Origin of the sequence: Fictibacillus iocasae (genome assembly GCF_042665465.1) — a bacterium.
GTDB lineage: Bacteria > Bacillota > Bacilli > Bacillales > Fictibacillaceae > Fictibacillus > Fictibacillus iocasae.
In genome coordinates, this window is record NZ_JBHTCP010000047.1 from 1 (window position 1) to 21,049 (window position 21,049).

25 protein-coding genes and 12 tRNA genes are annotated in these 21,049 nt (G+C 46.7%); 2 read left to right on the top strand and 35 right to left on the bottom strand.

The window, feature by feature from the left end; all coding sequences use genetic code 11:
- Window positions 1–179: 179 nt before the first annotated feature.
- The 13 genes from ACFQPF_RS13845 to ACFQPF_RS13905 all read right to left on the bottom strand — a co-directional run bounded on the left by ACFQPF_RS13845 (window position 180) and on the right by ACFQPF_RS13905 (window position 2,228).
- Window positions 180–256 (bottom strand) — tRNA-Ile (locus ACFQPF_RS13845).
- Between the two features lie 16 nt (window positions 257–272).
- Window positions 273–346 (bottom strand) — tRNA-Gly (locus tag ACFQPF_RS13850).
- A 9-nt stretch (window positions 347–355) separates the two neighbouring features.
- A tRNA-Pro gene (locus tag ACFQPF_RS13855) sits at window positions 356–432 on the bottom strand.
- A gap of 3 nt (window positions 433–435) precedes the next feature.
- Window positions 436–512, bottom strand: a tRNA-Arg gene (locus tag ACFQPF_RS13860).
- A gap of 58 nt (window positions 513–570) precedes the next feature.
- A tRNA-Leu gene (locus tag ACFQPF_RS13865) sits at window positions 571–656 on the bottom strand.
- Between the two features lie 62 nt (window positions 657–718).
- Window positions 719–802, bottom strand: a tRNA-Leu gene (locus ACFQPF_RS13870).
- 14 nt (window positions 803–816) lie between these two features.
- Window positions 817–892 (bottom strand) — tRNA-Lys (locus ACFQPF_RS13875).
- 243 nt (window positions 893–1,135) lie between these two features.
- Window positions 1,136–1,210 (bottom strand) — tRNA-Gln (locus tag ACFQPF_RS13880).
- Window positions 1,211–1,249: 39 nt separating this feature from the next.
- A tRNA-Asp gene (locus tag ACFQPF_RS13885) sits at window positions 1,250–1,325 on the bottom strand.
- 31 nt (window positions 1,326–1,356) lie between these two features.
- A tRNA-Glu gene (locus ACFQPF_RS13890) sits at window positions 1,357–1,431 on the bottom strand.
- Window positions 1,432–1,434: 3 nt separating this feature from the next.
- Window positions 1,435–1,525, bottom strand: a tRNA-Ser gene (locus tag ACFQPF_RS13895).
- 6 nt (window positions 1,526–1,531) lie between these two features.
- Window positions 1,532–1,606: transfer RNA gene (locus tag ACFQPF_RS13900), tRNA-Asn, on the bottom strand.
- Window positions 1,607–1,769: 163 nt separating this feature from the next.
- Window positions 1,770–2,228, bottom strand: a complete 459-nt coding sequence (locus tag ACFQPF_RS13905; protein WP_379750324.1) for a SprT family protein — start codon at window positions 2,226–2,228, stop codon at window positions 1,770–1,772.
- A 94-nt stretch (window positions 2,229–2,322) separates the two neighbouring features.
- On the opposite strand from ACFQPF_RS13905, the gene cmpA reads away from it, so the two are divergent.
- Window positions 2,323–2,451 (top strand): cortex morphogenetic protein CmpA, encoded by a 129-nt coding sequence (cmpA, locus tag ACFQPF_RS13910; RefSeq protein ID WP_379750325.1) that lies wholly within the window; start codon window positions 2,323–2,325, stop codon window positions 2,449–2,451.
- Window positions 2,452–2,469: 18 nt separating this feature from the next.
- Here the strand turns inward: cmpA and ACFQPF_RS13915 are convergent, their stop codons facing one another.
- The 15 genes from ACFQPF_RS13915 to acpS all read right to left on the bottom strand — a co-directional run bounded on the left by ACFQPF_RS13915 (window position 2,470) and on the right by acpS (window position 14,166).
- Window positions 2,470–4,671: a Tex family protein gene (locus ACFQPF_RS13915; RefSeq protein WP_379750326.1), complete on the bottom strand. Its 2,202-nt coding sequence runs from the start codon at window positions 4,669–4,671 to the stop codon at window positions 2,470–2,472.
- Between the two features lie 77 nt (window positions 4,672–4,748).
- Window positions 4,749–4,943, bottom strand: coding sequence for a hypothetical protein (locus ACFQPF_RS13920; protein WP_379750327.1), 195 nt, complete (start codon window positions 4,941–4,943; stop codon window positions 4,749–4,751).
- A gap of 155 nt (window positions 4,944–5,098) precedes the next feature.
- Entirely contained in the window at window positions 5,099–5,710 is a 612-nt protein-coding gene (locus tag ACFQPF_RS13925) for a PP2C family serine/threonine-protein phosphatase (protein ID WP_379750328.1), read from the bottom strand.
- Window positions 5,707–6,498, bottom strand: coding sequence for an RNA polymerase sigma factor SigB (gene sigB / locus ACFQPF_RS13930; RefSeq protein ID WP_379750329.1), 792 nt, complete (start codon window positions 6,496–6,498; stop codon window positions 5,707–5,709). The genes ACFQPF_RS13925 and sigB overlap by 4 nt, the downstream gene beginning before the upstream one ends.
- Complete coding sequence (gene rsbW, locus ACFQPF_RS13935; protein ID WP_379750330.1) at window positions 6,464–6,946, bottom strand: anti-sigma B factor RsbW; 483 nt, start codon at window positions 6,944–6,946, stop codon at window positions 6,464–6,466. The genes sigB and rsbW overlap by 35 nt, the downstream gene beginning before the upstream one ends.
- The gene (locus ACFQPF_RS13940) at window positions 6,943–7,275 is read right to left on the bottom strand and encodes an STAS domain-containing protein (protein WP_379750331.1); all 333 of its coding nucleotides are present in this window, start codon (window positions 7,273–7,275) and stop codon (window positions 6,943–6,945) included. Before ACFQPF_RS13940 ends, rsbW begins: the two co-directional genes overlap by 4 nt.
- Before the next feature lie 61 nt (window positions 7,276–7,336).
- The gene (locus tag ACFQPF_RS13945; RefSeq protein ID WP_379750332.1) at window positions 7,337–8,344 is read right to left on the bottom strand and encodes a PP2C family protein-serine/threonine phosphatase; all 1,008 of its coding nucleotides are present in this window, start codon (window positions 8,342–8,344) and stop codon (window positions 7,337–7,339) included.
- 11 nt (window positions 8,345–8,355) lie between these two features.
- Window positions 8,356–8,757 carry an anti-sigma regulatory factor gene (locus ACFQPF_RS13950; RefSeq protein ID WP_379750333.1) on the bottom strand — a complete coding sequence of 134 codons (402 nt, stop codon included), beginning with the start codon at window positions 8,755–8,757 and terminating at the stop codon, window positions 8,356–8,358.
- 2 nt (window positions 8,758–8,759) lie between these two features.
- Window positions 8,760–9,116 (bottom strand): STAS domain-containing protein, encoded by a 357-nt coding sequence (locus ACFQPF_RS13955; protein ID WP_094253938.1) that lies wholly within the window; start codon window positions 9,114–9,116, stop codon window positions 8,760–8,762.
- 16 nt (window positions 9,117–9,132) lie between these two features.
- Complete coding sequence (locus ACFQPF_RS13960) at window positions 9,133–9,960, bottom strand: STAS domain-containing protein (RefSeq protein ID WP_379750334.1); 828 nt, start codon at window positions 9,958–9,960, stop codon at window positions 9,133–9,135.
- Window positions 9,961–10,446: 486 nt separating this feature from the next.
- On the bottom strand, window positions 10,447–10,797 hold the full coding sequence (gene ndoA / locus ACFQPF_RS13965; protein WP_379750335.1) for a type II toxin-antitoxin system endoribonuclease NdoA: 351 nt from the start codon (window positions 10,795–10,797) through the stop codon (window positions 10,447–10,449).
- A 3-nt stretch (window positions 10,798–10,800) separates the two neighbouring features.
- The gene (locus tag ACFQPF_RS13970; RefSeq protein ID WP_379750336.1) at window positions 10,801–11,082 is read right to left on the bottom strand and encodes a CopG family ribbon-helix-helix protein; all 282 of its coding nucleotides are present in this window, start codon (window positions 11,080–11,082) and stop codon (window positions 10,801–10,803) included.
- 145 nt (window positions 11,083–11,227) lie between these two features.
- A complete protein-coding gene (gene alr, locus ACFQPF_RS13975) occupies window positions 11,228–12,400 on the bottom strand; it encodes an alanine racemase (RefSeq protein ID WP_379750337.1) in 1,173 nt (390 codons plus the stop codon).
- A gap of 285 nt (window positions 12,401–12,685) precedes the next feature.
- The gene (locus ACFQPF_RS13980; protein ID WP_379750338.1) at window positions 12,686–13,702 is read right to left on the bottom strand and encodes a LolA family protein; all 1,017 of its coding nucleotides are present in this window, start codon (window positions 13,700–13,702) and stop codon (window positions 12,686–12,688) included.
- A 104-nt stretch (window positions 13,703–13,806) separates the two neighbouring features.
- Window positions 13,807–14,166, bottom strand: coding sequence for a holo-ACP synthase (gene acpS, locus ACFQPF_RS13985; RefSeq protein ID WP_379750339.1), 360 nt, complete (start codon window positions 14,164–14,166; stop codon window positions 13,807–13,809).
- Between the two features lie 77 nt (window positions 14,167–14,243).
- Here acpS and ACFQPF_RS13990 point away from each other — a divergent pair, with 77 nt between their 5' ends.
- Window positions 14,244–14,831 (top strand): rhomboid family intramembrane serine protease, encoded by a 588-nt coding sequence (locus tag ACFQPF_RS13990; protein WP_379750340.1) that lies wholly within the window; start codon window positions 14,244–14,246, stop codon window positions 14,829–14,831.
- 353 nt (window positions 14,832–15,184) lie between these two features.
- Here ACFQPF_RS13990 and ACFQPF_RS13995 read toward each other — a convergent pair whose 3' ends face one another.
- From ACFQPF_RS13995 to ACFQPF_RS14025, 7 genes are all read right to left on the bottom strand, one after another.
- Entirely contained in the window at window positions 15,185–15,946 is a 762-nt protein-coding gene (locus ACFQPF_RS13995; protein WP_379750341.1) for an STAS domain-containing protein, read from the bottom strand.
- Window positions 15,933–16,586: a cobalamin B12-binding domain-containing protein gene (locus tag ACFQPF_RS14000; protein ID WP_379750342.1), complete on the bottom strand. Its 654-nt coding sequence runs from the start codon at window positions 16,584–16,586 to the stop codon at window positions 15,933–15,935. Before ACFQPF_RS14000 ends, ACFQPF_RS13995 begins: the two co-directional genes overlap by 14 nt.
- Before the next feature lie 4 nt (window positions 16,587–16,590).
- On the bottom strand, window positions 16,591–16,977 hold the full coding sequence (locus ACFQPF_RS14005) for a hypothetical protein (protein ID WP_379750343.1): 387 nt from the start codon (window positions 16,975–16,977) through the stop codon (window positions 16,591–16,593).
- Window positions 16,974–17,279: an antibiotic biosynthesis monooxygenase family protein gene (locus tag ACFQPF_RS14010; RefSeq protein WP_379750344.1), complete on the bottom strand. Its 306-nt coding sequence runs from the start codon at window positions 17,277–17,279 to the stop codon at window positions 16,974–16,976. Before ACFQPF_RS14010 ends, ACFQPF_RS14005 begins: the two co-directional genes overlap by 4 nt.
- A gap of 334 nt (window positions 17,280–17,613) precedes the next feature.
- The gene (locus ACFQPF_RS14015; RefSeq protein ID WP_379750345.1) at window positions 17,614–18,099 is read right to left on the bottom strand and encodes a DinB family protein; all 486 of its coding nucleotides are present in this window, start codon (window positions 18,097–18,099) and stop codon (window positions 17,614–17,616) included.
- A 57-nt stretch (window positions 18,100–18,156) separates the two neighbouring features.
- Window positions 18,157–19,227 (bottom strand): HD-GYP domain-containing protein, encoded by a 1,071-nt coding sequence (locus tag ACFQPF_RS14020; protein ID WP_379750346.1) that lies wholly within the window; start codon window positions 19,225–19,227, stop codon window positions 18,157–18,159.
- Window positions 19,228–19,308: 81 nt separating this feature from the next.
- Window positions 19,309–20,982: a glycoside hydrolase family 66 protein gene (locus tag ACFQPF_RS14025; RefSeq protein WP_379750347.1), complete on the bottom strand. Its 1,674-nt coding sequence runs from the start codon at window positions 20,980–20,982 to the stop codon at window positions 19,309–19,311.
- Window positions 20,983–21,049 lie beyond the last annotated feature (67 nt).

Consider the following 21,049-nt stretch of genomic DNA (forward strand, 5'->3'; position numbering starts at 1 on the left):
ACTCTCCAATAAAGTGTTTAATCTGTCTCTTGCTTGTTTAAAACTGACGGAATTCATTTAATTCCTTACCTATGCTTTTGTTCAGTTTTCAAAGAACTTTTTGTTCGCCGCTTCTTTAAGCAGCTCAACCATCATATCTCTTTTTCGAATCCGTGTCAACCACTTTTTCAAAAAAATAATGGTGGGCCTAAATGGACTCGAACCATCGACCTCACGCTTATCAGGCGTGCGCTCTAACCAGCTGAGCTATAGGCCCAGTAAATCAAAGATAATGGAGCGGGTGATGAGAATCGAACTCACGACCAGAGCTTGGAAGGCTCTTGTTTTACCATTAAACTACACCCGCATATTAAGATGGTCGGGAAGACAGGATTTGAACCTGCGACCCCCTGGTCCCAAACCAGGTGCTCTACCAAGCTGAGCCACTTCCCGTTATGGCGCGCCCTGAGAGATTCGAACTCCCGACCTTTTGATTCGTAGTCAAACACTCTATCCAGCTGAGCTAAGGGCGCACTATATAATTGTTATGGCGAAAATCTTTCATTTCGTCAACATGTATGATAAGTATTTTGGTGCGGTCGAGAGGACTCGAACCTCCACGGGTATACACCCACTAGCCCCTCAAGCTAGCGCGTCTGCCATTCCGCCACGACCGCGCTGCAATGTTTGCTGCGCATGGTCTCGCACTAAAATCTTATAAGAAACAAAAAATGAATAATGGTGCGGGTGAAGGGACTCGAACCCCCACGTCAATGACACTAGATCCTAAGTCTAGCGCGTCTGCCAATTCCGCCACACCCGCATTATTCAAATAAATGGTGAGCCATGAAGGACTCGAACCTTCGACCCTCTGATTAAAAGTCAGATGCTCTACCGACTGAGCTAATGGCTCTTGCTATAATGTCCGTCGGTCCCTGTCTCTTCCTCTATTAGAAGAACTGTGGGCGTGTCCGTCGAGACAACTCGCCGTCAATCACGTTGTATCGCTCGTGACTGAGCTAATGGCTCTTGCTATAATGTCCTTCGGTTCCCTGTCTCTTCCTCTAAAAGAAGAACTGGAGGTATATCCGTCGAGACAACTCGCCGTTCAATCACGTTGTTTTGCTCGTGACTGAGCTAATGGCTTAAGAAAAAATGGCTGGGCTAGCAGGATTCGAACCTACGCGTGACGGAGTCAAAGTCCGTTGCCTTACCGCTTGGCTATAGCCCATCGTTTGTTTTAATGAATTCGGTTTTTTATAGAAATAAATGGCGGACCCGACCGGGGTCGAACCGGCGATCTCCTGCGTGACAGGCAGGCATGTTAACCACTACACCACGGATCCGCGATAATATGAAACTGATTAAGTAAGTTGATGGTGACCCGTACGGGATTCGAACCCGTGTTACCGCCGTGAAAGGGCGGTGTCTTAACCGCTTGACCAACGGGCCATCTGGCAGAGAAGAAGGGATTCGAACCCTCGCACCGCGTTAGCGATCTACTCCCTTAGCAGGGGAGCCCCTTGAGCCACTTGGGTACTTCTCTGTAATATGGCTCCACAGGCAGGACTCGAACCTGCGACCGATCGGTTAACAGCCGATAGCTCTACCACTGAGCTACTGTGGAATGCTTTTAAAGACAATTAATATCTTATTACGTATAGCCTCGAATGTCAACCTGTTTTAGCAGGTTTTTTTCATGTTGTTTTCGCTCGTTTTATGTAATGCCCAACAGCGACTTAATTAAATTACCACATATTCATATAGCGAGTCAACAACTTATTCAGAAATTATTCAGAAATAATATGAACCAGTTTCCCACGGCATCTTCCACATACGTATTTAGCGGTATTGATGCGCCGTTTCCTTTTGAACGCCACATTACAGTCTGTGCATTTATACAGATGTTTATAAGTTTCTTTTCTTACCGCTCCAGGCAAAGAGTCACAATAGCGTGCTCCCCCCACTTGCTTCAGCAGCTGCTTAAACTCCGGATCGCGGTGCTTGTAGCCTCTTCCTTCAATATGCAGGTGATAATGAACCAGCTCGTGCTTGATGATGCCGATCAGGGCCTCCATCCCAAAATGCATATACTGCTTCGGGTTGATCTCGATATCATGGCTGCGCAGCAGGTACCGGCCGCCTGTTGTTTGGAGGCGGTTGTTAAAACGCGCGGTGTGCCGGAATGATTTTCCGAAGTATTCGTTTGAAATTGTCTCGGTTAGTTGCTGAAGCTGCTGCTGATTCATTATACGAAGCCACCTTACGTTTTGGTTCACACTAACAAGCATACCTACATAAACTAAAACACAACAACAGACGGTACGCAAGGAGGGAATCTTCATGCCTGTATGGTTCAAACGTCAGCTGCGCAGAGCTTACTACCAGAAGGACCGCTATCAGATCCGCCTGCTTAACCAGTGCTGGTTTTTCTATAATAAAAAGAACACTGCCTTAAAGGAGAATCCTTAATTAGGCAGTGTTCGGTGTTTATGCGTTTTTCTCAGGGTTGACCATCGTCAGGGCGATGCGCTCTTTCCTCGTATCGACAGAGTCTACCCATACGGTCACCACTTGTCCGACACTGACGACCTCCATCGGGTTCTTCACGAAACGTGTAGTGAGCTTGGAAATGTGCACAAGGCCGTCTTGCTTCACGCCAATATCCACGAACGCGCCAAAATCGACCACGTTGCGGACTGTGCCCTGCAGCTCCATACCAGGCTTCAAATCTTCCATCTTCAAAACATCCGTTTTCAGGACAGGGCCAGCAAATTCGTCACGGGGGTCACGCCCCGGCCGGGACAAGCCCTCGATGATATCCTTTAATGTAGGCACACCGATTCCGAGTTTTTCAGACAGCTCATTCACGGAAAGGACGTCCAATTTCTCCCGAACAGAAGGCGCGCCGATCGATTGAACGGTCTCGCCGATTTCTTCCAGCACCTTTTTCGCCGAATCATAGCTTTCCGGGTGGATGCCTGTCTGGTCAAGCGGCTGCTTTCCTCCTTGGATGCGAAGGAAGCCGATCGCCTGCTCGTATGTTTTCGCGCCAAGACGAGGGATTTTCTTCAGCTCCGTACGGTTTGAAAATTTGCCGATTTCATCTCTTTGCTTCACGATATTTTGTGCGACCGTCTTGGAAAGGCCCGAAACATATTGAAGCAGTGAGGCGGATGCGGTGTTCACGTTCACACCGACAAGGTTAACCGCCGTCTCAACGACAAACGTTACTTCTTCGTTTAACCGTTTTTGCGAAACGTCATGCTGGTATTGGCCGACGCCGATCGATTTAGGATCAATCTTAACGAGCTCGGCCATCGGATCCTGCAGTCTTCTGGCGATCGAAATCGCGCTTCTTTCCTCTACCTGCAGCTCAGGAAATTCCTCTCGTGCGACAGCTGATGCCGAGTACACGCTCGCGCCAGCCTCATTCACGATGACATAGGCTACTTCACGATCTAGATCTGAAATGGTATTCACGATAAATTGTTCGGTTTCGCGTGATGCGGTCCCATTGCCAATTGCGATTAGCTCGATTCCATATTTATCGATGAGATCACGCACGATTTTCGCCGACTTTTCTACCTCTGAACGTGGAGGTGTCGGGTAGATCGTGACGATGTGAAGCATTTTTCCTGTCTCATCAACCACTCCAAGCTTGCAGCCTGTGCGATAGGCCGGGTCAACACCGAGCACCATTCTCCCTTTTAACGGTGCTTGAAGGAGTAGGCTTTTCACATTTTCAGAAAAAATATGGATGGCGCGTTCTTCCGCCGTCTCGGTCAGAGAGGTGCGAATCTCTCTTTCAATGGACGGAGCGATCAGGCGCTTGTAGCCGTCTTCAATCGCCGCTTTTATGTAGGTCGCAGATGGCGATTGCGGCTTCTTAATATGCTGCCGCAGCATTTTAGAGATGATTTCCTCTTCTGGAGCGTTAATGCCCGCCTTGATAATGTCCTCTCTTTCACCGCGATTGACTGCGAGAACACGATGAGGAACGATTTTGCTCAAAGGTTCTTCATAATCGTAGTACATCTCGTAAATTTTCTTTTCATCCTTGTCGGCATGCTTTGTAGCCAATGTTTTGAGCGAGCCTTTTTTTACTGTCAGCTCGCGGATCCATTTGCGTGTGTCAGGCTCATCTGAGATCGATTCTGCAATAATATCGGATGCTCCTTGCAGTGCTTCTTCTATTGAAGCGGCACCTTTTTCAGCGTCTACATAGAGTCGAGCTTCCTCTTCAACCGAATTGGGTGATAATTGCAGAAGCCATTGGGCGAGTGGCTCAAGGCCCTTTTCTTTGGCAACGCTCGCTTTTGTTCGTCGTTTTTGTTTGTATGGACGATATAAGTCCTCTACCTCCTGCAGCTTAACGGCTGCCAGAATGTCCTTTTGCAGCTCCTCTGTCAGCTTGTCCTGCTCTTCAATCAGGCGGATGACCTCTTCTTTTCTCGCCTTTAAGTTCTCGAGGTATTGCCAGCGATCCATGACCGCTTTGATCTGTACTTCATCCAGACCGCCTGTCAGCTCTTTTCTGTATCGTGCGATAAACGGCACGGTGTTTCCTTCGCCAAGCAAGGCAATGACATTTTCAACCTGCTTTTTGTTTATTTCCAGTTCCTTTGCAATCACATTCACTTCATTAGCCGCAGCCGGGGCAGCGGTCTTCTTTTCGGTCACCTGTTCCATTTTCGGCAGCTCCCTTCTCATCCTCTTTATTATAAACGAAAAGGGCGTCCTGCCGAATGCGGAAGGAGGCCCTTTCGTTAAAAAGTTTCGATTTTCGATTCGTCCTTATTGCCGTGGGGGATGTCTCTATCTGCTTCTGAAAGCTGCTTCCTGCCGCGTTTGAGCTGGCGGTATTGGAGAGAAGAGATGTCATATTCGGCATATCCTCTGTACAATTTTACGACAGCGTATAATACGAGAATACTCATAATGATCCAAAATCCGCTGCCCATAGTCCGCTCCCCCTCTCTTTATCTTACAAAGAGAGGGACAAAAATATATCTCGCTATGAATAATATTTGAAGCGCCATGTTCGTTTTTGGGGCTTTTGGTGCTGCCAAAATACATCATAAAAACGCAGAGACTTCTTAAAAAAGTCGCTGCTTTTCTATTCAGATGCGCGGATTCTTCCGACTAAGCATGTGGCATCATCTGATGTATTGACCGGTAATTGGCTAATATAGAACACCGCATCCTCTGGCGAGATCATGCGGGAAAGGATGTTGCGGCTTTGGGTATGGATTTCCATTCCGTCCGAATAAAGCATAAATGCGGCCTCCCCTTTAAAGGAGAATTGCTGAATTTTAAACTTTTGCGGCTTGCCGGCGAGAAATCCTAATGTAGAAAGCGGGTGAACAACTTTTTCATCTTTCACTGCCAGCATGAAGCGGATGTTACCAACGCTCGCATAATGAACCGTTTGTGTCTCAAAATCAAACTTGACGACTGCGAGAACCGCACCGCGCGTTTGTCTGAGAACGGTGTTGCACCTTTCCATGATCGACGTAATCTCCTCGTCATGGTGTTCTTCTACTATCCTCATCGCAGCCTTAGAAGCGTCCTTTGCAAGGGATCCGCTGCCGAGACCGTCTGCCAGTGCGCAGATAAAGTAACGTGAGGTTTCATAAAAGAAAAAGCTGTCACCGCAAAGGTCATTTCCTGCTTTAGGCACCTGAAAAGCCGACACCTTTACGTTGTTGAAGCTGTGGTGTTCGATCATTTTAATGCCTCCGAAGGGGATACACGTATAGCCTCACGGAGTTTTTCCAGTGCGCGCCTTTGCAAACGGGACACATGCATCTGAGAAATATCTAGCCTTTCGCCGGTTTCCTTCTGGCTTAAGTTTTCAAAGTAAGTGCATTGCAGAATTTCTTTTTCCCGGACAGTCAGCACTTCAAACGCTTTTTGAAGAAGCATCTGCTTGTCCACCTGGTCAAAGCCTCCGTCATCAGAACCGACAAGGTCAAGCAATGTGACCGTGCTGCCTTCCTGATCTGCCTCGATCGTGCTGTCAACAGACAACGCCTGATAGCTTTTGCCCATCTCCATCGTTTCGAGCACTTCTTCTTCTGTCACCTCAAGATAATCGGCTATTTCATAGATTTTCGGCGAACGCTGAAGATCGGTTGTCAGCTCTTCAACGGCTCGCTTGATGCGCGGTCCGAGTTCCTTAATGCGGCGCGGTACATGGACACTCCACGTTTTGTCCCGGATAAACCGCTTGATTTCTCCAACGATTGTCGGAACAGCAAACGATTCAAACGAGCGGCCAAACGTTTTGTCATAACGCCGGATAGCCGCAAGAAGACCGATCATGCCCACCTGTACAAGGTCGTCATGAATGATCTTTCCTTTTGAGAATTTTCTTGCGAGCGAATGCACAAGGTCTTCGTATTGATGAACGAGATTTGTCTGCAGTTCTTCATTCGTTGGATCATACTGCAGTTCCTCAATCCAGGCGTAGACTTGTTCTTTACTGTGAAGATGCTGGCGAGGTCCGGTCGACATTTTCCTCCACCTCATCTCTGTGAAGATACTTCGTCATCATGACGATGACGCCTGCTTCACCACTGATTTCTACCTTATCCATAAGTGTTTCAATCAAGAAGAGGCCCAAACCTCCTTCAGTCAGCTGTTCTACTGGCTTGCCGTCCACAGGTCCAAGGTTCTCGGTTACCTTGTTGTAATCGAAGCTCTTTCCTTGGTCGACCACGGTAACTTCCAGTCGGTCTTCATGAAGGTTGCAGCCGATGCGGATCTGACCGAGCTCTGCGTCGCTGTATGCATGATTCACAACGTTCGTGCACGCTTCCGATACGGCAATTTTAATATCTTCAATTTCATCAAATGCAAAACCCATACGGTTGGCGATGCCTGAAATCGTAAGGCGTACCACACCGACAAAATCAGGCTTTGCCGGTACGATCATTTCCAAGTAGTCAGAGGCTGTGTTCATTTGGCCTCCCCCTTTACCTCATTCTCGATGTCCATTACTTCTGTCAGACCGGTAATTTCAAAAATGCGGCGTACTCGTTCAGTCATTCCTCTAAGCTTCAAGGAGCCATTGTTTGCTTTTGTGGATTTGAGGGCGCCGACAAAGATACCAAGCCCCGTGCTATCCATGTATTCTATTTGAGACAGGTCAATGATAATCTCCTGACCTTCTTTTTCCGTTAATGGAACAAGCACTTCTTTCAATTTGGGAGCCGTATATGCGTCTACTTCTCCAGCTAGTTCTAATGAATGGGTGTGTTCGTTTGTGTGATGGTTAATTTGCAAATTCATTATATTCCCCCCAGGGTTGATTTTAAAACGGATAGAAAACTTTACCCTTTCCGCGAATGTGCTAAACCACTCTTTTTAAAACAATTAACGTAAAATCGTCTCGAAGCTCAAATTCCTGGAGCTTCTCCAGCTCATGGAAAACACATTGAACCATTTCCTGAGCAGGCAGATTCATGTGTTTGCGGATCAACGATACGATCTCATCGCGCTCAATGAACCCTTTGCTCGTTCGGCATTCCGTTACACCATCCGAAAGCAGAATGACCATATCCCCGATCTCGATCACTTTTTCATAGGGCTGGTATGTTGCCGTGCGGGAAACGCCGAGAACGATACCTTTGGCAATCATATCGTCAAACCTGTCATCGGCTGCACGGTAAATAAATCCTGGTTCATGGCCAGCACCGGCATAGGAAAACGTATGTTTATCAGAATCGTATAGACCGTGAAGCATCGTGATGAACATGTTCGGGTGGACGTTCTGCTCGACAACGTGATTCAAGTTCTCGAGCAGCAAGTGAGGCATCTGCTGCTGCTGAGGCAGGCTGTCCATCGCATACTTGATCATCGACATGCAAAGCGCAGCGGGAATCCCTTTTCCGATAATGTCTGCGACCGCTACACTTAATTTGTTTCCGTCTTTAACGAAATTGAAATAATCACCGTTCATTTTCTTAGCAGGCACACTGATGACGCCAATATCGAGCCCGTCCACCTCGGGAACATCGCTCATGAGCAAGGTTTGCTGCATGCTCGCAGCCACCTCAATCTCCGACTCCAACTGCTGCTGCTTGTCTCTCAGGCTCTGATGCTCGCGATAAGCGAACCCGTAGCCGATCATGACTTCTAATAAAAAATCAAAGGAGTCGCGCATGTCCTCTTCCATATCCGGGAAGAGCTCATGCATCACTTGAATGTGAAGCGAGATCACATCCTCGGGAGAGATTTGCTGCTCAATCAATTTTCGGCTGAACTGCTGCCCTTTATAAAGAGCTGTTTCTGACTTGCCTTTTATATAAGTCTGTATAAGGTCTTGGTAACGATCAATTATCGCGTCTTTGCCAGTCAAAAAGCTTCCTCCTATCGAAGCCATTTCGTTGCATTAATCTCTGTACCTACATCTACGGTTGATTCGATCGAAAATTCGTCCATCAGCCTTTTCACACCCGGCAATCCGGCTCCAAGCCCTCCGGATGTCGTATAGCCGTCTTCCATTACCCTGCGGATATCCCGTATGCCCGGTCCATTATCAAGAGCAACAATCTTGAGGCCCTTTTTGCCAAGCTGGTCAATAGGCTGTATGCAAATTTTTCCGTTTCCCGCGTATAAGTAGATATTACGTGCTAGTTCAGAAATGGCAGTTGTAATCCTCGCCTGGTCCACGTTGCCAAAACCAAGCTCTTTGGCCATATTTCTTCCTAATTGTCTGGCGCTTACGATGTCCCATTCATTGCGCACTTCTACACAGGATTGGATGTCCATGGTCATCCCTCCAGTTCCAGACGCAATTTATCAAGCCCCTGTTCTAAATCAAGAGCTGTTGGGACCTCCCTCATGGAGATGCCTAGGTCAATCAGAGTGATCGCAACGGCAGGCTGAATTCCTGTTAGAACAACCTGCGCGCCCATTAATTTTGACATGCGTACCACATCGCCTAGAACTTTTGCGATGAACGAATCAATCATATCAACAGACGTCAAATCGATGACTACGCCTTTAGCGCCTGTATCATGAATTTTGCTAAGCAGATCTTCTTGAAACTGAAGAGCTGTCTGGTCATCAAGCTCTACTTGAATGGTAATGAGCAAGTACTCATGTAATTTCAAGATAGGAATTCTCATCATCTACACTCCCTATTCAATCTTTGCGGACAATAATTTGATTCGTAATTTCCAGCGCACGCTCCATGCCTTTTTGAAGGGTGCTCTTTGTCGGGAACGCTGACAGATTTATGCCAAGGCTTACGATGGTCTGTGCAATTTCCGGCCTGATTCCAACAAGTATACAGGTGGAACCGAGCAATCGAACCGCATCAGCAGCCTGAATAATGTGATGAGCTACCATCGTATCGACAACCGGCACACCTGTAATGTCGATCAGTACCACTTCCGAACGGTACTTGATGACCCCGTCGAGCAGGTTTTCCATGATCAGCTTGGCGCGCTCGGTATCAATCGATCCGATAAGCGGCATCACACTAATTTGCTGAAACACCGGAATTAGCGGTGCGGATAATTCTAATAGTGCACTCTTCTGGATGGAAACCGTTCGTTCCCATATTTGCGAGGAGTTTTCGACAACCTTATTTAAAATAGGATCAAACCATCTGTCGATATCGCTGTAAAGCTCAATCGCTTTCGCTTTGTCTATCGTGTCGTCCTCAACAAGCCTGTCCAATATAACGCGGCGGATCGCCTGAAGCCCCTGAGTAATATAATTGAGCGGCAAACCTGTTCTAAGAAGCTGGTCGAAAAAACGTTCCATGCTTCCATCCTGAGATATATCATTATATGAAATATGCTTCATGAGCAAGCGGAAAAATTCTTCGTTTGTTTCCTGAAGCATATGTGGTGTGGCAGAAAATCTGATGTGACCGGTTACTTCTGATGTTTCGAGTTCCCTGAGCCATTTATTGAGCAGGACATCCTGGTTCTTTGTTAGGACGTTTACAATCAATGGATCCATGTTGCCTGCACCTCCGTGTTTCCAAATAGTAACTTCATTATTTCATTTCTAATATGTAGTTGCAATGATTAGCTGTTTCCAATTTATTGGAACCTCTAAGAGTTTTGTAAAAATAAATACCATCAATGAATACCCGAAATAATATAAGTTAAAACATTTCGTTAAAAAAAAGTCTGTTAATGCAACGATGTTATGAAAGTGGTTGATTTCCGTTACAGGCGCACGCTTTCCGCAGGGTGAGCGGTGAGCCCCTTCGTCGCAAGCGCCATTGAAGGGTCTCACCTGTCCCACTTATCCTGCAGGAGTCGGCGCCTTTCACTTCAATCAACCTATTCGGGGATGTTTTTTTAAAGCTGTTCTAGTTTTTCTTTAAGAACTCAATGATGTTATTGAAATGGCATTGTATTTCTCTAGACTAAAAACGGGTATAAAAAAACTGCCTGAATGTGTTTATTCAGGCAGTGCGTGTGGTTTGTTTTTTGTTTTTTAGAAATCTACAAGGCCTAGGCTGATTTGCACGGCTTCGTCGACGCGTTTCATCATGCCTTCGTCAAGATGGGTGATCTTGTCGGTTAGGCGTTGTTTATCAATGGTCCGAATCTGTTCAAGCAGTATGACCGAGTCTCTTTCAAATCCATATTTCTTCGCGTCGATTTCCACGTGTGTGGGAAGTTTTGCTTTTTGGATTTGCGCTGTAATGGCCGCCACGATGACCGTGGGGCTGAATCTGTTGCCAATGTCATTCTGTATGATCAGAACAGGCCGAATTCCTCCCTGCTCCGAGCCGACCACGGGAGAAAGATCTGCAAAATATACGTCTCCGCGTTTGACAATCAAAGGTTACACCCCGCTAACTAAGCGGTCCAAAGTATGATCAGCTTCCTCCTCTAAAAGAAAGGCCTCCGATGCAATCTTAAGGTTGATTTTCGCCATTTCCATATAACCCTGTCTCATTTCATCGCGAAACTGGCGTTTGTTCTTCTTTTCACGAAGATACATTTCCGTTGCTTGATGAATGAATTCGCTGCGGTCCAAATTTTCTTTCTGTATCATACGATCCACCTCACTTAGAAGCTGCTGAGGTAGGCTCACCACAATTCGTTTCAGGTTTAATTCGGACACACCCTACACCTCCAGCGCAAAGCTAATATACGAACGATCATGAACTTTTCACCACTTATAATCTTATCACTGAAAATCTCCGTTTGCAAAGTCATTTTCAGAGTATTATTTCTTCGTGAAAAAAAATAGTCCTGCTAATATTCTGCTAAAAATTTAGAATTACATTCATATTTTCTGAAATTCGACCATTTTCTTTGAAAACTCTCGGCACTCGAGAGGAAATGAGGCAAGGAATTTCATAGTTGATCGTGCCGGCAAGCCGCGCCAGATCGTCCATTGTGATGGAGTGTCCGCCTTTTTCGCCTACTAATGTGACGAGCGAGCCTACTTCCATTTCATACGGCAGCCTGACCATGCACTGATCCATGCAGATTCGGCCGACGATTGGAACTTTTTCATTGTTTACGATCGCTTCTGCTCCCGGAGAGAATCGGCGCATCCAGCCGTCCGCATATCCGATCGGAAGTGTCCCGATCCATTCGTCCGCTTCCGCCGTATACGTCGCACCATAGCTGACCGTGTCGCCGCGCTTGATTTTTTTCACATGAATCAAGCGTGTATGCAGACTGAAAGCCGGCTTGAGCGCGAACGGCAAAGCCGGAAGAATTTCGTTGGATGGCGTTAATCCGTACATTGAAATACCGATGCGCGCCACGTTAAACAAGTCACCAGGCGCCATGAGGGAAGCCGCACTGTTTCCGCAATGGACGACAGGCGGACATAGCTTCTGCTCTTTAAGTTCACTGACGATTTCCTTAAAATTCGTGAGCTGATGCTGAAATAGTTCGGAATGCAATTCATCCGCTGTCGCAAAATGCGTGAACAGCCCTTCCACTTTTAAACGGCTGTAATTTTGAGCTTCTTGTAAAAGGTCAATCGTATCTGCAAGTGAGCGTGTGCCGACACGCCCCATGCCTGTATCCGTCTTGATATGAATGGTTAAGCTGCTGCCCTCTTCAAGTGCTTCATCAGCTTCTTGAAGCCATTCTTTATGAAACACGGTAACAGCCACGTCCATTTTGGCCGCCAAGTTAGCATATTCAGGCCGAATGCGGTTCATGATTAAAATCGGCGCCCCCATGCCCTGGCGCCTGAGCGCGATCGCTTCATCCAGAGTCGCGACGCCAAGCTGGCCCGCTCCCGCTGCAAGCGCCACACGCGCCGTCTGAAGCGCACCGTGGCCGTAGCCGTTCGCCTTCACAATCGCCATAATCCCAGTTTCCGCCGGCAAGTGGCGAATAAAGGACGTAATGTTTTCTTTTATCCTGTCTAAATCAACCTCTGCCCATGTATCTCTATAAAACTGCCCGCCGTTCAATGAAACTCCTCCTGTCTAGTTGTTACACATGCTGTCCAAATGTGAGCGTTTTCTAAACCTTATTGTAAAGCAACAGACAGGACTATTAAAGGAAAACCGAACAGGTCAGGTGTCCAAGTCGGGGTCCGGTACCCATTATGTTAGAAGCACGATGGTAAGGGGCTGCGGCCGAGATGGTACCGGACCCCGGGATTTGCGGGATGTGAGGCTTACAGTTCACGGTTTACTGTCGCACATAAAGAAGCCGCCTTCACCATGATCCTGGAAGGCAGCCTCCTTTGCGTGTTATTTCATGCTTTGTCCATTTACCGATCTTGCTATGGCGACCATTTCTTCTTGCTTCAGCGTGCTGGAGGCGAGGAAATAATCGATGCCTTTATTGTTCCATGAGATGGAGTTATCAGTCATCGCACCAACTGTGAAGCCAAGGTCAACCGGCTCCCCGTTCGTCACAGTAAGTCTTGTCGTCTGGACGGCGTTCGTTTTTTGCTGTATCAGCGTGAACGATTTTTCATTCTTCTCGTCCGCATAGTTCAGCACGACCTTGGAGCCGTCCTCGATGCCAACTTCACGCTCGTTGGCGATCTCGATTCCGTTCGGTGTGTACGTCGGGTACAGGACTTCAAAGTCGGTGTCGCCTTTTTCCATCGCCATGACCGGTGTTTTCATTTGCGCGCCGGACATGTTCTTTTCCATATCAAACGCACTCTTATCGAACTTGGCGTTAAACTCGACGTTGCTGAATTCTAGCTTAACAAGCTCTTTTTGATCTTTATCCATCACTCGTACAAGCTGCGGCTCAAGATCATCGTTCAATGTGATTTCCTGCTGATACAAATTTTTGTTTTGGTAGTTTGTTTTCGTGTTGAAGACGTATTTCTCATTCTTTTCTTTGAACCCTCTGTCCGTATCGTTCAGGATATCAGCGGCAAGCGACTCGAACAAGTACACCTGGCTGTTGTTTTCCGGCCAATCGCTTTGGAAACGGAAGCTTTTGTTCAGTGCAGGCGTCAGAACGAACACGCCTTCTTTGTTGCGAAGGATCATCTGGCTTTGGTCCTTCGCCGTATTTTTCAGGCTGACACGGTAAAAGTATGGCTCTTTGTGCCAGATTTCAATATCATACGTGATCGGCTTGTCGCCTGTATTCAGCGTCATTTTCGCGTCCGCTTTATAGCCTGTCATTTTGTCCATTTTCTCGCCTAAGGACTCGACAACGTCCTCCTGACTTCTCGCACCGCAGGCCGCCAGTACAAACACCATCAACAATGCCATCATCGACAATGACAATGTTTTTTTCATTCTCCCATCCCCTTTGTCCGTATGTTTTGACAAAGAAGGGCTTGTTTTGGTACAGCCCCTCTACCGCAATACAATATATGAGACAAGGGTGGACAATATGCAGACTAGCTTGACAGGCTCTCGATTATGACCGTCGCTGCGGCAAATTCTTTAGAATGGGAGATGGAAAGATGAGTATGGTACGGATAATGCGAGGAGATGACTGGCTTGCCTTTTTCATCCGGCACGACGGTAATATCGTGCCATGACAATTCAATACCGATTCCGGTGCCGATCGCTTTCGCGTACGCTTCTTTCGCGGCGAACCGGCCGGCAAGAAACTCGACCTGCCTTCGCCCTTGCAGGGTCCGGTACCTTATCATTTCTTTTTCGTTTAAAATTCGCTGTGCAAACCGCGGCTGTCTGTTTACGAAAGCGGCGATGCGAGAAATTTCGATAATATCAATACCGGTTCCAATTATCATGATTTGCCTCCAGAGCGGTATAATGGTAATAAAAGAAGCGGACATACAAATCGTCTGCTAAAAATGGGGTGTTACTCATGTTCGTCCGAGATGAATCATTCAAAACGTTTATACAGCGTTACCCGCTTGTCACGTTTTTAGTCGCGCTTCAGGTCATTGTATATCTTTTGATTTCGTTCGCTCCGTTCGGCCGGACCGTTTATGTGCTGTTCGCCGGCTCCAACTATTATGTCGAGGCCGGCCAATATTGGCGCCTGATCACGCCGATCATCACACACGTGACGTTCAGCCACGTGCTGTTCAACTCGTTTTCGCTGGTGCTGTTCGCCCCTGCGCTAGAGGTGATTCTTGGCAAGGTGCGTTTCTTTTTGGCTTACCTCCTCTCAGGAGTGCTCGCCAACCTGGCCACGTTCTGGCTCATGCCGCTCGATTACGTTCATATCGGGGCATCGGGCTCTATTTTCGGCCTGTTCGGGATCTATGTGTATATTTTATATAACCGCCGCGAATATTTAAACCGCGGCAGCAGGCAAATTTTGCTGACGGTGCTCGTCATTAGCTTAATTTCCACCTTCTTGGACGACCGAATCAACGTTGCCGGCCACCTTTTTGGCCTGATTGCAGGCGCAGCGCTCGGACCGATCCTCGTGCGCGGGAGAAATTAGTGATTTTACGCAGGCGCTGCTGGTCTAGGATCAGGGGTGCCGTTTTTATTTGCATTTCAGGGAAGTTTGTTTGCAAATCTGGAGAATTTATTTGCAAATCTTGACCGTTTATTTGCAGGTTTGAAAATTTATTTGCACCGCGCTAAAACACGCTTCCGTTACTTGCACCTCACCCCATTTATTTGCACGCAGACTCGTTTATTTGCGGCCGGGCCACGCCACTCCACGCCACGCGCTCCGCCGCCCGCACCACGCCAGTTGACCTGATCCTATGTTCGTCAACTTTTTGACTGCGACGAGTTCCTTCACTGTTAAAAAGTTATGCAAAAAAAGCACCCCAAAAACCGGGGCACCTAGTTGGCGTTTCGCACTACTTCTTTTACCGAGCTCTCATAATACGCTTCGAGATTAAAGCCGAGCTGGTTGAGTGATTGGGCGTGGAAGGGCTTGATTCCTGCGATGCGGATTATGATGCTGCTCATACACATCAAGATATCAAACAGCTCGCAGAATTTACGGACGCCATCCTCGTGTATTTCGCCCACACCGGAAAAATCAAATAAGATTTCGTCATAATCGCCCTCGTATGACCGCTTGATGACGTTGAGTGTGATCGCGCTCATTTTCACACCGTTCAGGTCGCCAAATAGCGGTACGAGCGCCACTTTTTCCGTTATCGCGATGAACGGCCCCGACAGCACGTTCATCCGGTGCAACGTTTTCTCGAGCATCTCTTTCTTCTCAAACAGCTCAAAATTGGTGCTGGAAAGCCGCTGCTGCAAAAGAGCAAGCTGATCGATCACCCGGCTGCTGCTCGTGTTGTCCTTTGGCATGGCGACGAGATGGCCGTAGTGCTCGTGATCCCAAGATAAGTGAACATCAAATAGAGCGAGCGGGTTGTCCTTCGTCTGGAAATGTAATTCAAAGCATTTCTTTTCTAACGAAGGGGTCGCGTTCTTCAGCAGTTTCGCTATACTTTCCTCATCCAGCAGGGCCTTCAAATCCAGCTGGTCAAAAGAAAACAATGCTGAGGCTTCATCCGAATAATTCAATATGTTTCCGTATTCATCAATCTTCATGTAAGGGACCGGCAGATACTTTTCATGAAATGGCATTGGCCTTATCTCCTAACTGATACTGCCGCAGCCAGTCGGCAATGGCTTGAATATTGTGGATGATGACGGTGTTCTCACTGCAATAAGGCCTCAGGTCGTATTTCTCCGCCATTCTTCCGCCAACAATGACACGAGGCTTACACGATAAGCTCTCCAGTTCTTTTACATACGCTTTTAGTTTCGGCAGGTGATAGGCGATGGAAACAGAAAGGCCGATAACTTGAGGCTTCCATTCTGCTGCGGTTTTCACGGCATATTCCAGCGGCAGGTTGGAGCCAAAATACTTGGTGTCCCAGCCGTCTTCTTCAAACAAGCGGTTCACCATCTTTAAGCCAAGGTAATGCTCTTCCCCTTCCAAGCAAAAAAACATCGCCTTCTGCCTTTCGTTTTGCGAGGTGGAAAGCTGCTGATACAGGTGCGAGATGACCATGTCACATACAGCTGTGGCCAGGTGTTCATCAGCCACTGTAATCTCGCTGTTTTCCCAAAGCTCCCCGATATATTTCATCGCAGGAGTGAGGAGACTTGAGAAAACCTCCAGACTGGCATAATTCGCCTGGTGTTCTCTTACGGTATGAAGAGCGTCATCGAAATTGCCCTCTAAAAAATAGTGTGCAAGCCTCTTAGCTGTCTGATCCATTTTCTTATCCTCTCCCTTTTTCTGCAGCCGAGTAAGCATGGTCCTTCAACGACTGAACCGCTGCTGCCAAGTAGTTGCGATAAGCTTCAGACTCCCCAAACGTGCTGTATTCCTTTAGTAGCACATCATCAATCAGCTGGAAATTATCGATTAAATGCTGTTCATTCATTCCGTACTTGCTTAAAATTCCGTTCAGCCATAAAGCGTAATCCGTAAAAAACTGCTCGTTCTCCAGCTCATGTGCGGTTTGAAGGTGCTTGAGGTGATGCTCGTTATCCTCTGTGCACTTTCTCTTCCCCGCCTCACCATACCGCTCTAGTAAAGCTGGATCCTGTTCGTATATTCTCTCGGTTACCGTGTAAGCAATCTCTTCTGTCGGGAGCACCCTCATTTGGCGACCACACGGTATTGAGCAACAGTCGGTATGACCGCGGCAAGCTCCTGGTCAGGGTACTTTTTCTCGAGGTCATGAATTTTCTTGAATTCCTCGCTTCTGACCCAATTTAAATAGCTGCTTTTCGTATCAAACGTCAGCTGAACCGTCAGCTCACCTGGCCGTTTATCGTTTTGCAGCAGCAGAAAATCAAGGAATCCTTCCGCTTCGTCCACCTTGCGCGAGCGATTTCTATATATATTTACGACTTCTTCGGATTTTTCATCAGGAACAAGAAACGTGGAATGCACCATGTACATACAGCCACCTTCTTTCATAAAATTTATCTTCGTCGTCTCACAATTCTACAAAAATAGAATTCTTCCTTCCGTTTCCAATCATTATGACACATTTGACTAGAAAAAAAAGGTTTCAGCTCTCTAACGAGGTTAGCTCTTCCCCACAGTGGGGTCCGGTACCGATAAAGGTCTATATTATACCGAAGGTCGTAATCTCGGTACCGGACCCCAGATGTTTGAAAGCATCTTAGAACATGTAAACCATCTATTGTCCAAAAACCAAGATCTCGGTACCGGACCCCGAACTACCCCGAACAAAAAATCCCCATAAGAAAAACACCCCAATCGAGGTGTTTTAGTAAAGATCAAACATATTCACTTCGTGGCCGGTCTGTTTCATGTAGGTGAACAGCTGGGCTCTGTGGTGGAAGGCATGTGTGACGATTTCGGTCAGCCATTTGATCTGCGTATGCGGCTTCTCTGCGTAGAAAGCCTTCGTTTCCTTCTCCAGAAACTCTTCATCACGCAAGGAATGAAAATACGATTTCAGCAGATGATAGCCTTCTTCCATGACAAGCTTTAGTTCAGAGACACTTTGGGAGCTTAGGCGCTCTTCTAGCAAGCGAATCTCTCCCTCTGATTTTTCCTGCAATATGGCCAGATCAATCTGTGGAATCTGAACGAGGTGATTGGCGAGCTCCATAAACGTCCGCATGCTCTCAGCCGGCTGATACGAGTAAATTTCAGGATCCGCTTTTTCTAAAAGCACGTGCGTAGTTCGGACTGCCACGTAAAATTCTTCTAATAGCGTATCACGCAGGCTCACGACTGCATTTGCCATATTCCTACCTCCTAAGTGGGATGCATAGAACTTCTGCAAATGCAGGGAAAATCCTGCTTAACTGATGATCGTTTCCTGTGGCTCAGGCTTCTGCTGCTGGTTCGTTTCATGCACGAGCAGCAGTTCCTCATACGCCTGCTTGAACACGTCAACGATTTCCGGATCATACATGAGTCCATTGTTTCGCTCGATTTCCACCTTGGCATCCCAAGGGGTCATAGCGGAACGGTATGACCGGCTGCTTGTCATGGCATCGAACGAATCGGCGACAGCCAGTATTCGGCTATATAGTGGAATGGACTCGCCCGCCAATCCATGCGGATAGCCTTTTCCGTCATAGCGTTCATGATGGTGCAGAATCCCGCTCAGCACTTTATGAGAAAAGCCGAGCGACTTGGCAAGGTGCATGCCTTCCACTGGATGCTTTTTCATGATCTCGTATTCATCTTGTGTGAGCTTCCCGTCCTTTAAAAGAACAGAGTCAGGCATCGAGATTTTACCGATATCATGCAGCACACCGGTCAATTCGAGCTCAGCGAAATCCACACGATGCTTTTTCATATGCTTTGCTAGAATAAGAGAATACTGCGCCACCCGCCTCGCGTGGCCTTGTGTATAGACGTCTTTCGCTTCAACGGCGATGGATATCGCTTTAATGCCTTGCTGTATCGCTTCTTTTTCGGCAATGTTCTTTTCTACTCTATACTGAACCAAGGTTAATAACATAATGAATATAATATAAATAGAAACAAACATAATGCGATCCTCTACCGAAGTATCTGAAAGGATCAAATAGGCAGCGAGCCCACTTATGCCTGAGGCCAGGTAAACCCTTTTATCATTCATAAGCAGTGCAGTAACAGGCAAAAAGAAAAAAGCGGACTCTACGATTGGCAGCTTCACAAAATAAAAGGCCAAGCAGACCATATAAAGACTGTTAAATACAAAAATATATTTGGTCAGAGACGGCAGCAATTTATCTAGTAGATACGCCGGTAAAAAGCCAATTGTGAATAATAGAATAAAAGGCAAAAAGTTATCCATCGGCTGTACAAACAGATGGTTCAGCACCTGTATGATGCTGCTGAGGATAATAAAAATCTGAGCAATAATAAGGTTACGTTTCATACTTCACCAACATTTGTCGAATATTGTAATATTCAACATTATATCCTATTATAGTAAACTTCTGCACCCTAATTTTTTAATTTAGTTCTCCTCAAACTCAGCGACAGTCATTGAATAGTATTCCAGCTTCGGAAGAACAAACGAAACCTCGCTTCCTTTTTGCTTAAATTTCAGCTCCTGAGGCAGCCCTGACTCTTGATCTGGTGAGGCCAACCATAGCCTGCTGATCTTATTCTTAGACTGAAACGTAACGTTTATATCTTTCTGCAACTGCGGCTTTTTCTGTGTACCGCGACTGTCACGCCAGTTCATATTTTCTATTCCGTTAAAATTTAAAAAATGCAGGATGCTCTTGCCGCTTGTTTGACGAGAAAACGACCAAACATGCTGAGGAAGAGGCTCTTTATACAACCTATGTGTGTATGAAGATAAGGAGATCGCAGCCGGACGAACTTCATCACGCAGAACGTTTTGGTAAGCGGTCATAAAGTCATAATACGCAATCAGCTTTTTCTCCAGTTGGCTGGTCACGCTCAAGTTGTGATGAGGAAAATATTCTTTCGACAGCATCCCTTCCCCAAGCTCGATGTGCGCACCGCCTAATGAGAAAATGGCCGCGTTCGCAAGCAAGATCCCCGGCTCGTTAAACGTTCCTTTTTCATCCGCTGCGTCATAGTTCATATACGCGGCAAGCACCGTATTCTTCGTATAGCCGCTCCACTCCCAATTCTCCTCTATCACACGCTTTAAATCGGCAAACGTTTCGTACCCGTCCCACAGCTCGCTGTACAGAAAATCAACAGGTGACGACGCGATTTCCATCTGTCCATATTGATTGACTGCGTTCATCACCAAATGCTGATTGAGCCGGCTGTCGGCGTGACTCAAAAACTCATCAAATGTCTCGCTTACCGTCACTTTTTCACCAGTATGCGTATACACCTCGCCGCGATTGCCGAGCTGATCAATATGCCAGCCGTCAAAGTCCATCTGCATGCGCAAATCGTCTTGTGCTTCAAGCAAATATTCTTGCCATGCTTCATTCCCAGGGTTCATGACGGTTACATCGCTTTCCCAACCGTCCGGCAGATCATGAATATCCGGAACAGACGATGCTTTATCTTTATACAATCCCCATTGCGGCTGAACACCGTCTTGTTCGGCATCTTGATACGCTCCGTATAATAAGTTGTACGCCATCGCTTTCATGTTATACTGATGCGCTAGCTGAATATAACGCTCGATCGTAATCCGATCCACTTCACGTCCTGCAATATCATTCCACCTATTCTCGCCATTTAGCGGAAGATGATGTTTATCGTGAAAATCATAGAATTGCAGTCCATTAATATGAAAGCGATTCAGCTTTTTTATGATTTTCTTTTGTTCTTTTTCACTCATGTCTTGAAAATTTGATAAATACCCGTACCGCGGAAACTTGGACCACTTGTACGAAGCGTCAGCGGCAATAGTTTGGATCTCTTGCTTTCCGTCTTCCCCTTGCACACGTACTTTTATCAAGTATCCTTTTTCATTATCAGCTGGCATTCTCCAGGTCCAGCTGTACTTCATTTCACTGCTCAGTCTGTAAGAATCATTCGCTATTGGTTCTTCTAAATGAAAGACTTCAATAAAAACCTTACCATCCTTCACCGGCTTCTTCAGTTCAATATCCAGTTTCAGCTTCTCACCCGGCTCGTAAACCGCCTGGTTCGTGTGCAATGATTGTATGAAGTCTGCCTCCGATGACTTCATGTGCTTATCTCCTGTTATAGGAAAGAAGGACAACACACTAATTACAAAAAGCAGAAATAATGAAACA

What these genes read in the sequence shown, in the direction of transcription:
- ACFQPF_RS13905 (WP_379750324.1), bottom strand. Translation starts at nt 2,228, where the DNA reads ATGAATCAGCAGCAGCTTCAGCAACTAACCGAGACAATTTCAAACGAA.
- cmpA (WP_379750325.1), top strand. Translation starts at nt 2,323, where the DNA reads ATGCCTGTATGGTTCAAACGTCAGCTGCGCAGAGCTTACTACCAGAAG.
- ACFQPF_RS13915 (WP_379750326.1), bottom strand. Translation starts at nt 4,671, where the DNA reads ATGGAACAGGTGACCGAAAAGAAGACCGCTGCCCCGGCTGCGGCTAAT.
- ACFQPF_RS13920 (WP_379750327.1), bottom strand. Translation starts at nt 4,943, where the DNA reads ATGGGCAGCGGATTTTGGATCATTATGAGTATTCTCGTATTATACGCT.
- ACFQPF_RS13925 (WP_379750328.1), bottom strand. Translation starts at nt 5,710, where the DNA reads ATGATCGAACACCACAGCTTCAACAACGTAAAGGTGTCGGCTTTTCAG.
- sigB (WP_379750329.1), bottom strand. Translation starts at nt 6,498, where the DNA reads ATGTCGACCGGACCTCGCCAGCATCTTCACAGTAAAGAACAAGTCTAC.
- rsbW (WP_379750330.1), bottom strand. Translation starts at nt 6,946, where the DNA reads ATGAACACAGCCTCTGACTACTTGGAAATGATCGTACCGGCAAAGCCT.
- ACFQPF_RS13940 (WP_379750331.1), bottom strand. Translation starts at nt 7,275, where the DNA reads ATGAATTTGCAAATTAACCATCACACAAACGAACACACCCATTCATTA.
- ACFQPF_RS13950 (WP_379750333.1), bottom strand. Translation starts at nt 8,757, where the DNA reads ATGGACATCCAATCCTGTGTAGAAGTGCGCAATGAATGGGACATCGTA.
- ACFQPF_RS13955 (WP_094253938.1), bottom strand. Translation starts at nt 9,116, where the DNA reads ATGAGAATTCCTATCTTGAAATTACATGAGTACTTGCTCATTACCATT.
- ACFQPF_RS13960 (WP_379750334.1), bottom strand. Translation starts at nt 9,960, where the DNA reads ATGGATCCATTGATTGTAAACGTCCTAACAAAGAACCAGGATGTCCTG.
- ACFQPF_RS13980 (WP_379750338.1), bottom strand. Translation starts at nt 13,702, where the DNA reads ATGAAAAAAACATTGTCATTGTCGATGATGGCATTGTTGATGGTGTTT.
- acpS (WP_379750339.1), bottom strand. Translation starts at nt 14,166, where the DNA reads ATGATAATTGGAACCGGTATTGATATTATCGAAATTTCTCGCATCGCC.
- ACFQPF_RS13990 (WP_379750340.1), top strand. Translation starts at nt 14,244, where the DNA reads ATGTTCGTCCGAGATGAATCATTCAAAACGTTTATACAGCGTTACCCG.
- ACFQPF_RS13995 (WP_379750341.1), bottom strand. Translation starts at nt 15,946, where the DNA reads ATGCCATTTCATGAAAAGTATCTGCCGGTCCCTTACATGAAGATTGAT.
- ACFQPF_RS14000 (WP_379750342.1), bottom strand. Translation starts at nt 16,586, where the DNA reads ATGGATCAGACAGCTAAGAGGCTTGCACACTATTTTTTAGAGGGCAAT.
- ACFQPF_RS14005 (WP_379750343.1), bottom strand. Translation starts at nt 16,977, where the DNA reads ATGAGGGTGCTCCCGACAGAAGAGATTGCTTACACGGTAACCGAGAGA.
- ACFQPF_RS14010 (WP_379750344.1), bottom strand. Translation starts at nt 17,279, where the DNA reads ATGTACATGGTGCATTCCACGTTTCTTGTTCCTGATGAAAAATCCGAA.
- ACFQPF_RS14015 (WP_379750345.1), bottom strand. Translation starts at nt 18,099, where the DNA reads ATGGCAAATGCAGTCGTGAGCCTGCGTGATACGCTATTAGAAGAATTT.
- ACFQPF_RS14020 (WP_379750346.1), bottom strand. Translation starts at nt 19,227, where the DNA reads ATGAAACGTAACCTTATTATTGCTCAGATTTTTATTATCCTCAGCAGC.
- ACFQPF_RS14025 (WP_379750347.1), bottom strand. Translation starts at nt 20,982, where the DNA reads ATGAAGTCATCGGAGGCAGACTTCATACAATCATTGCACACGAACCAG.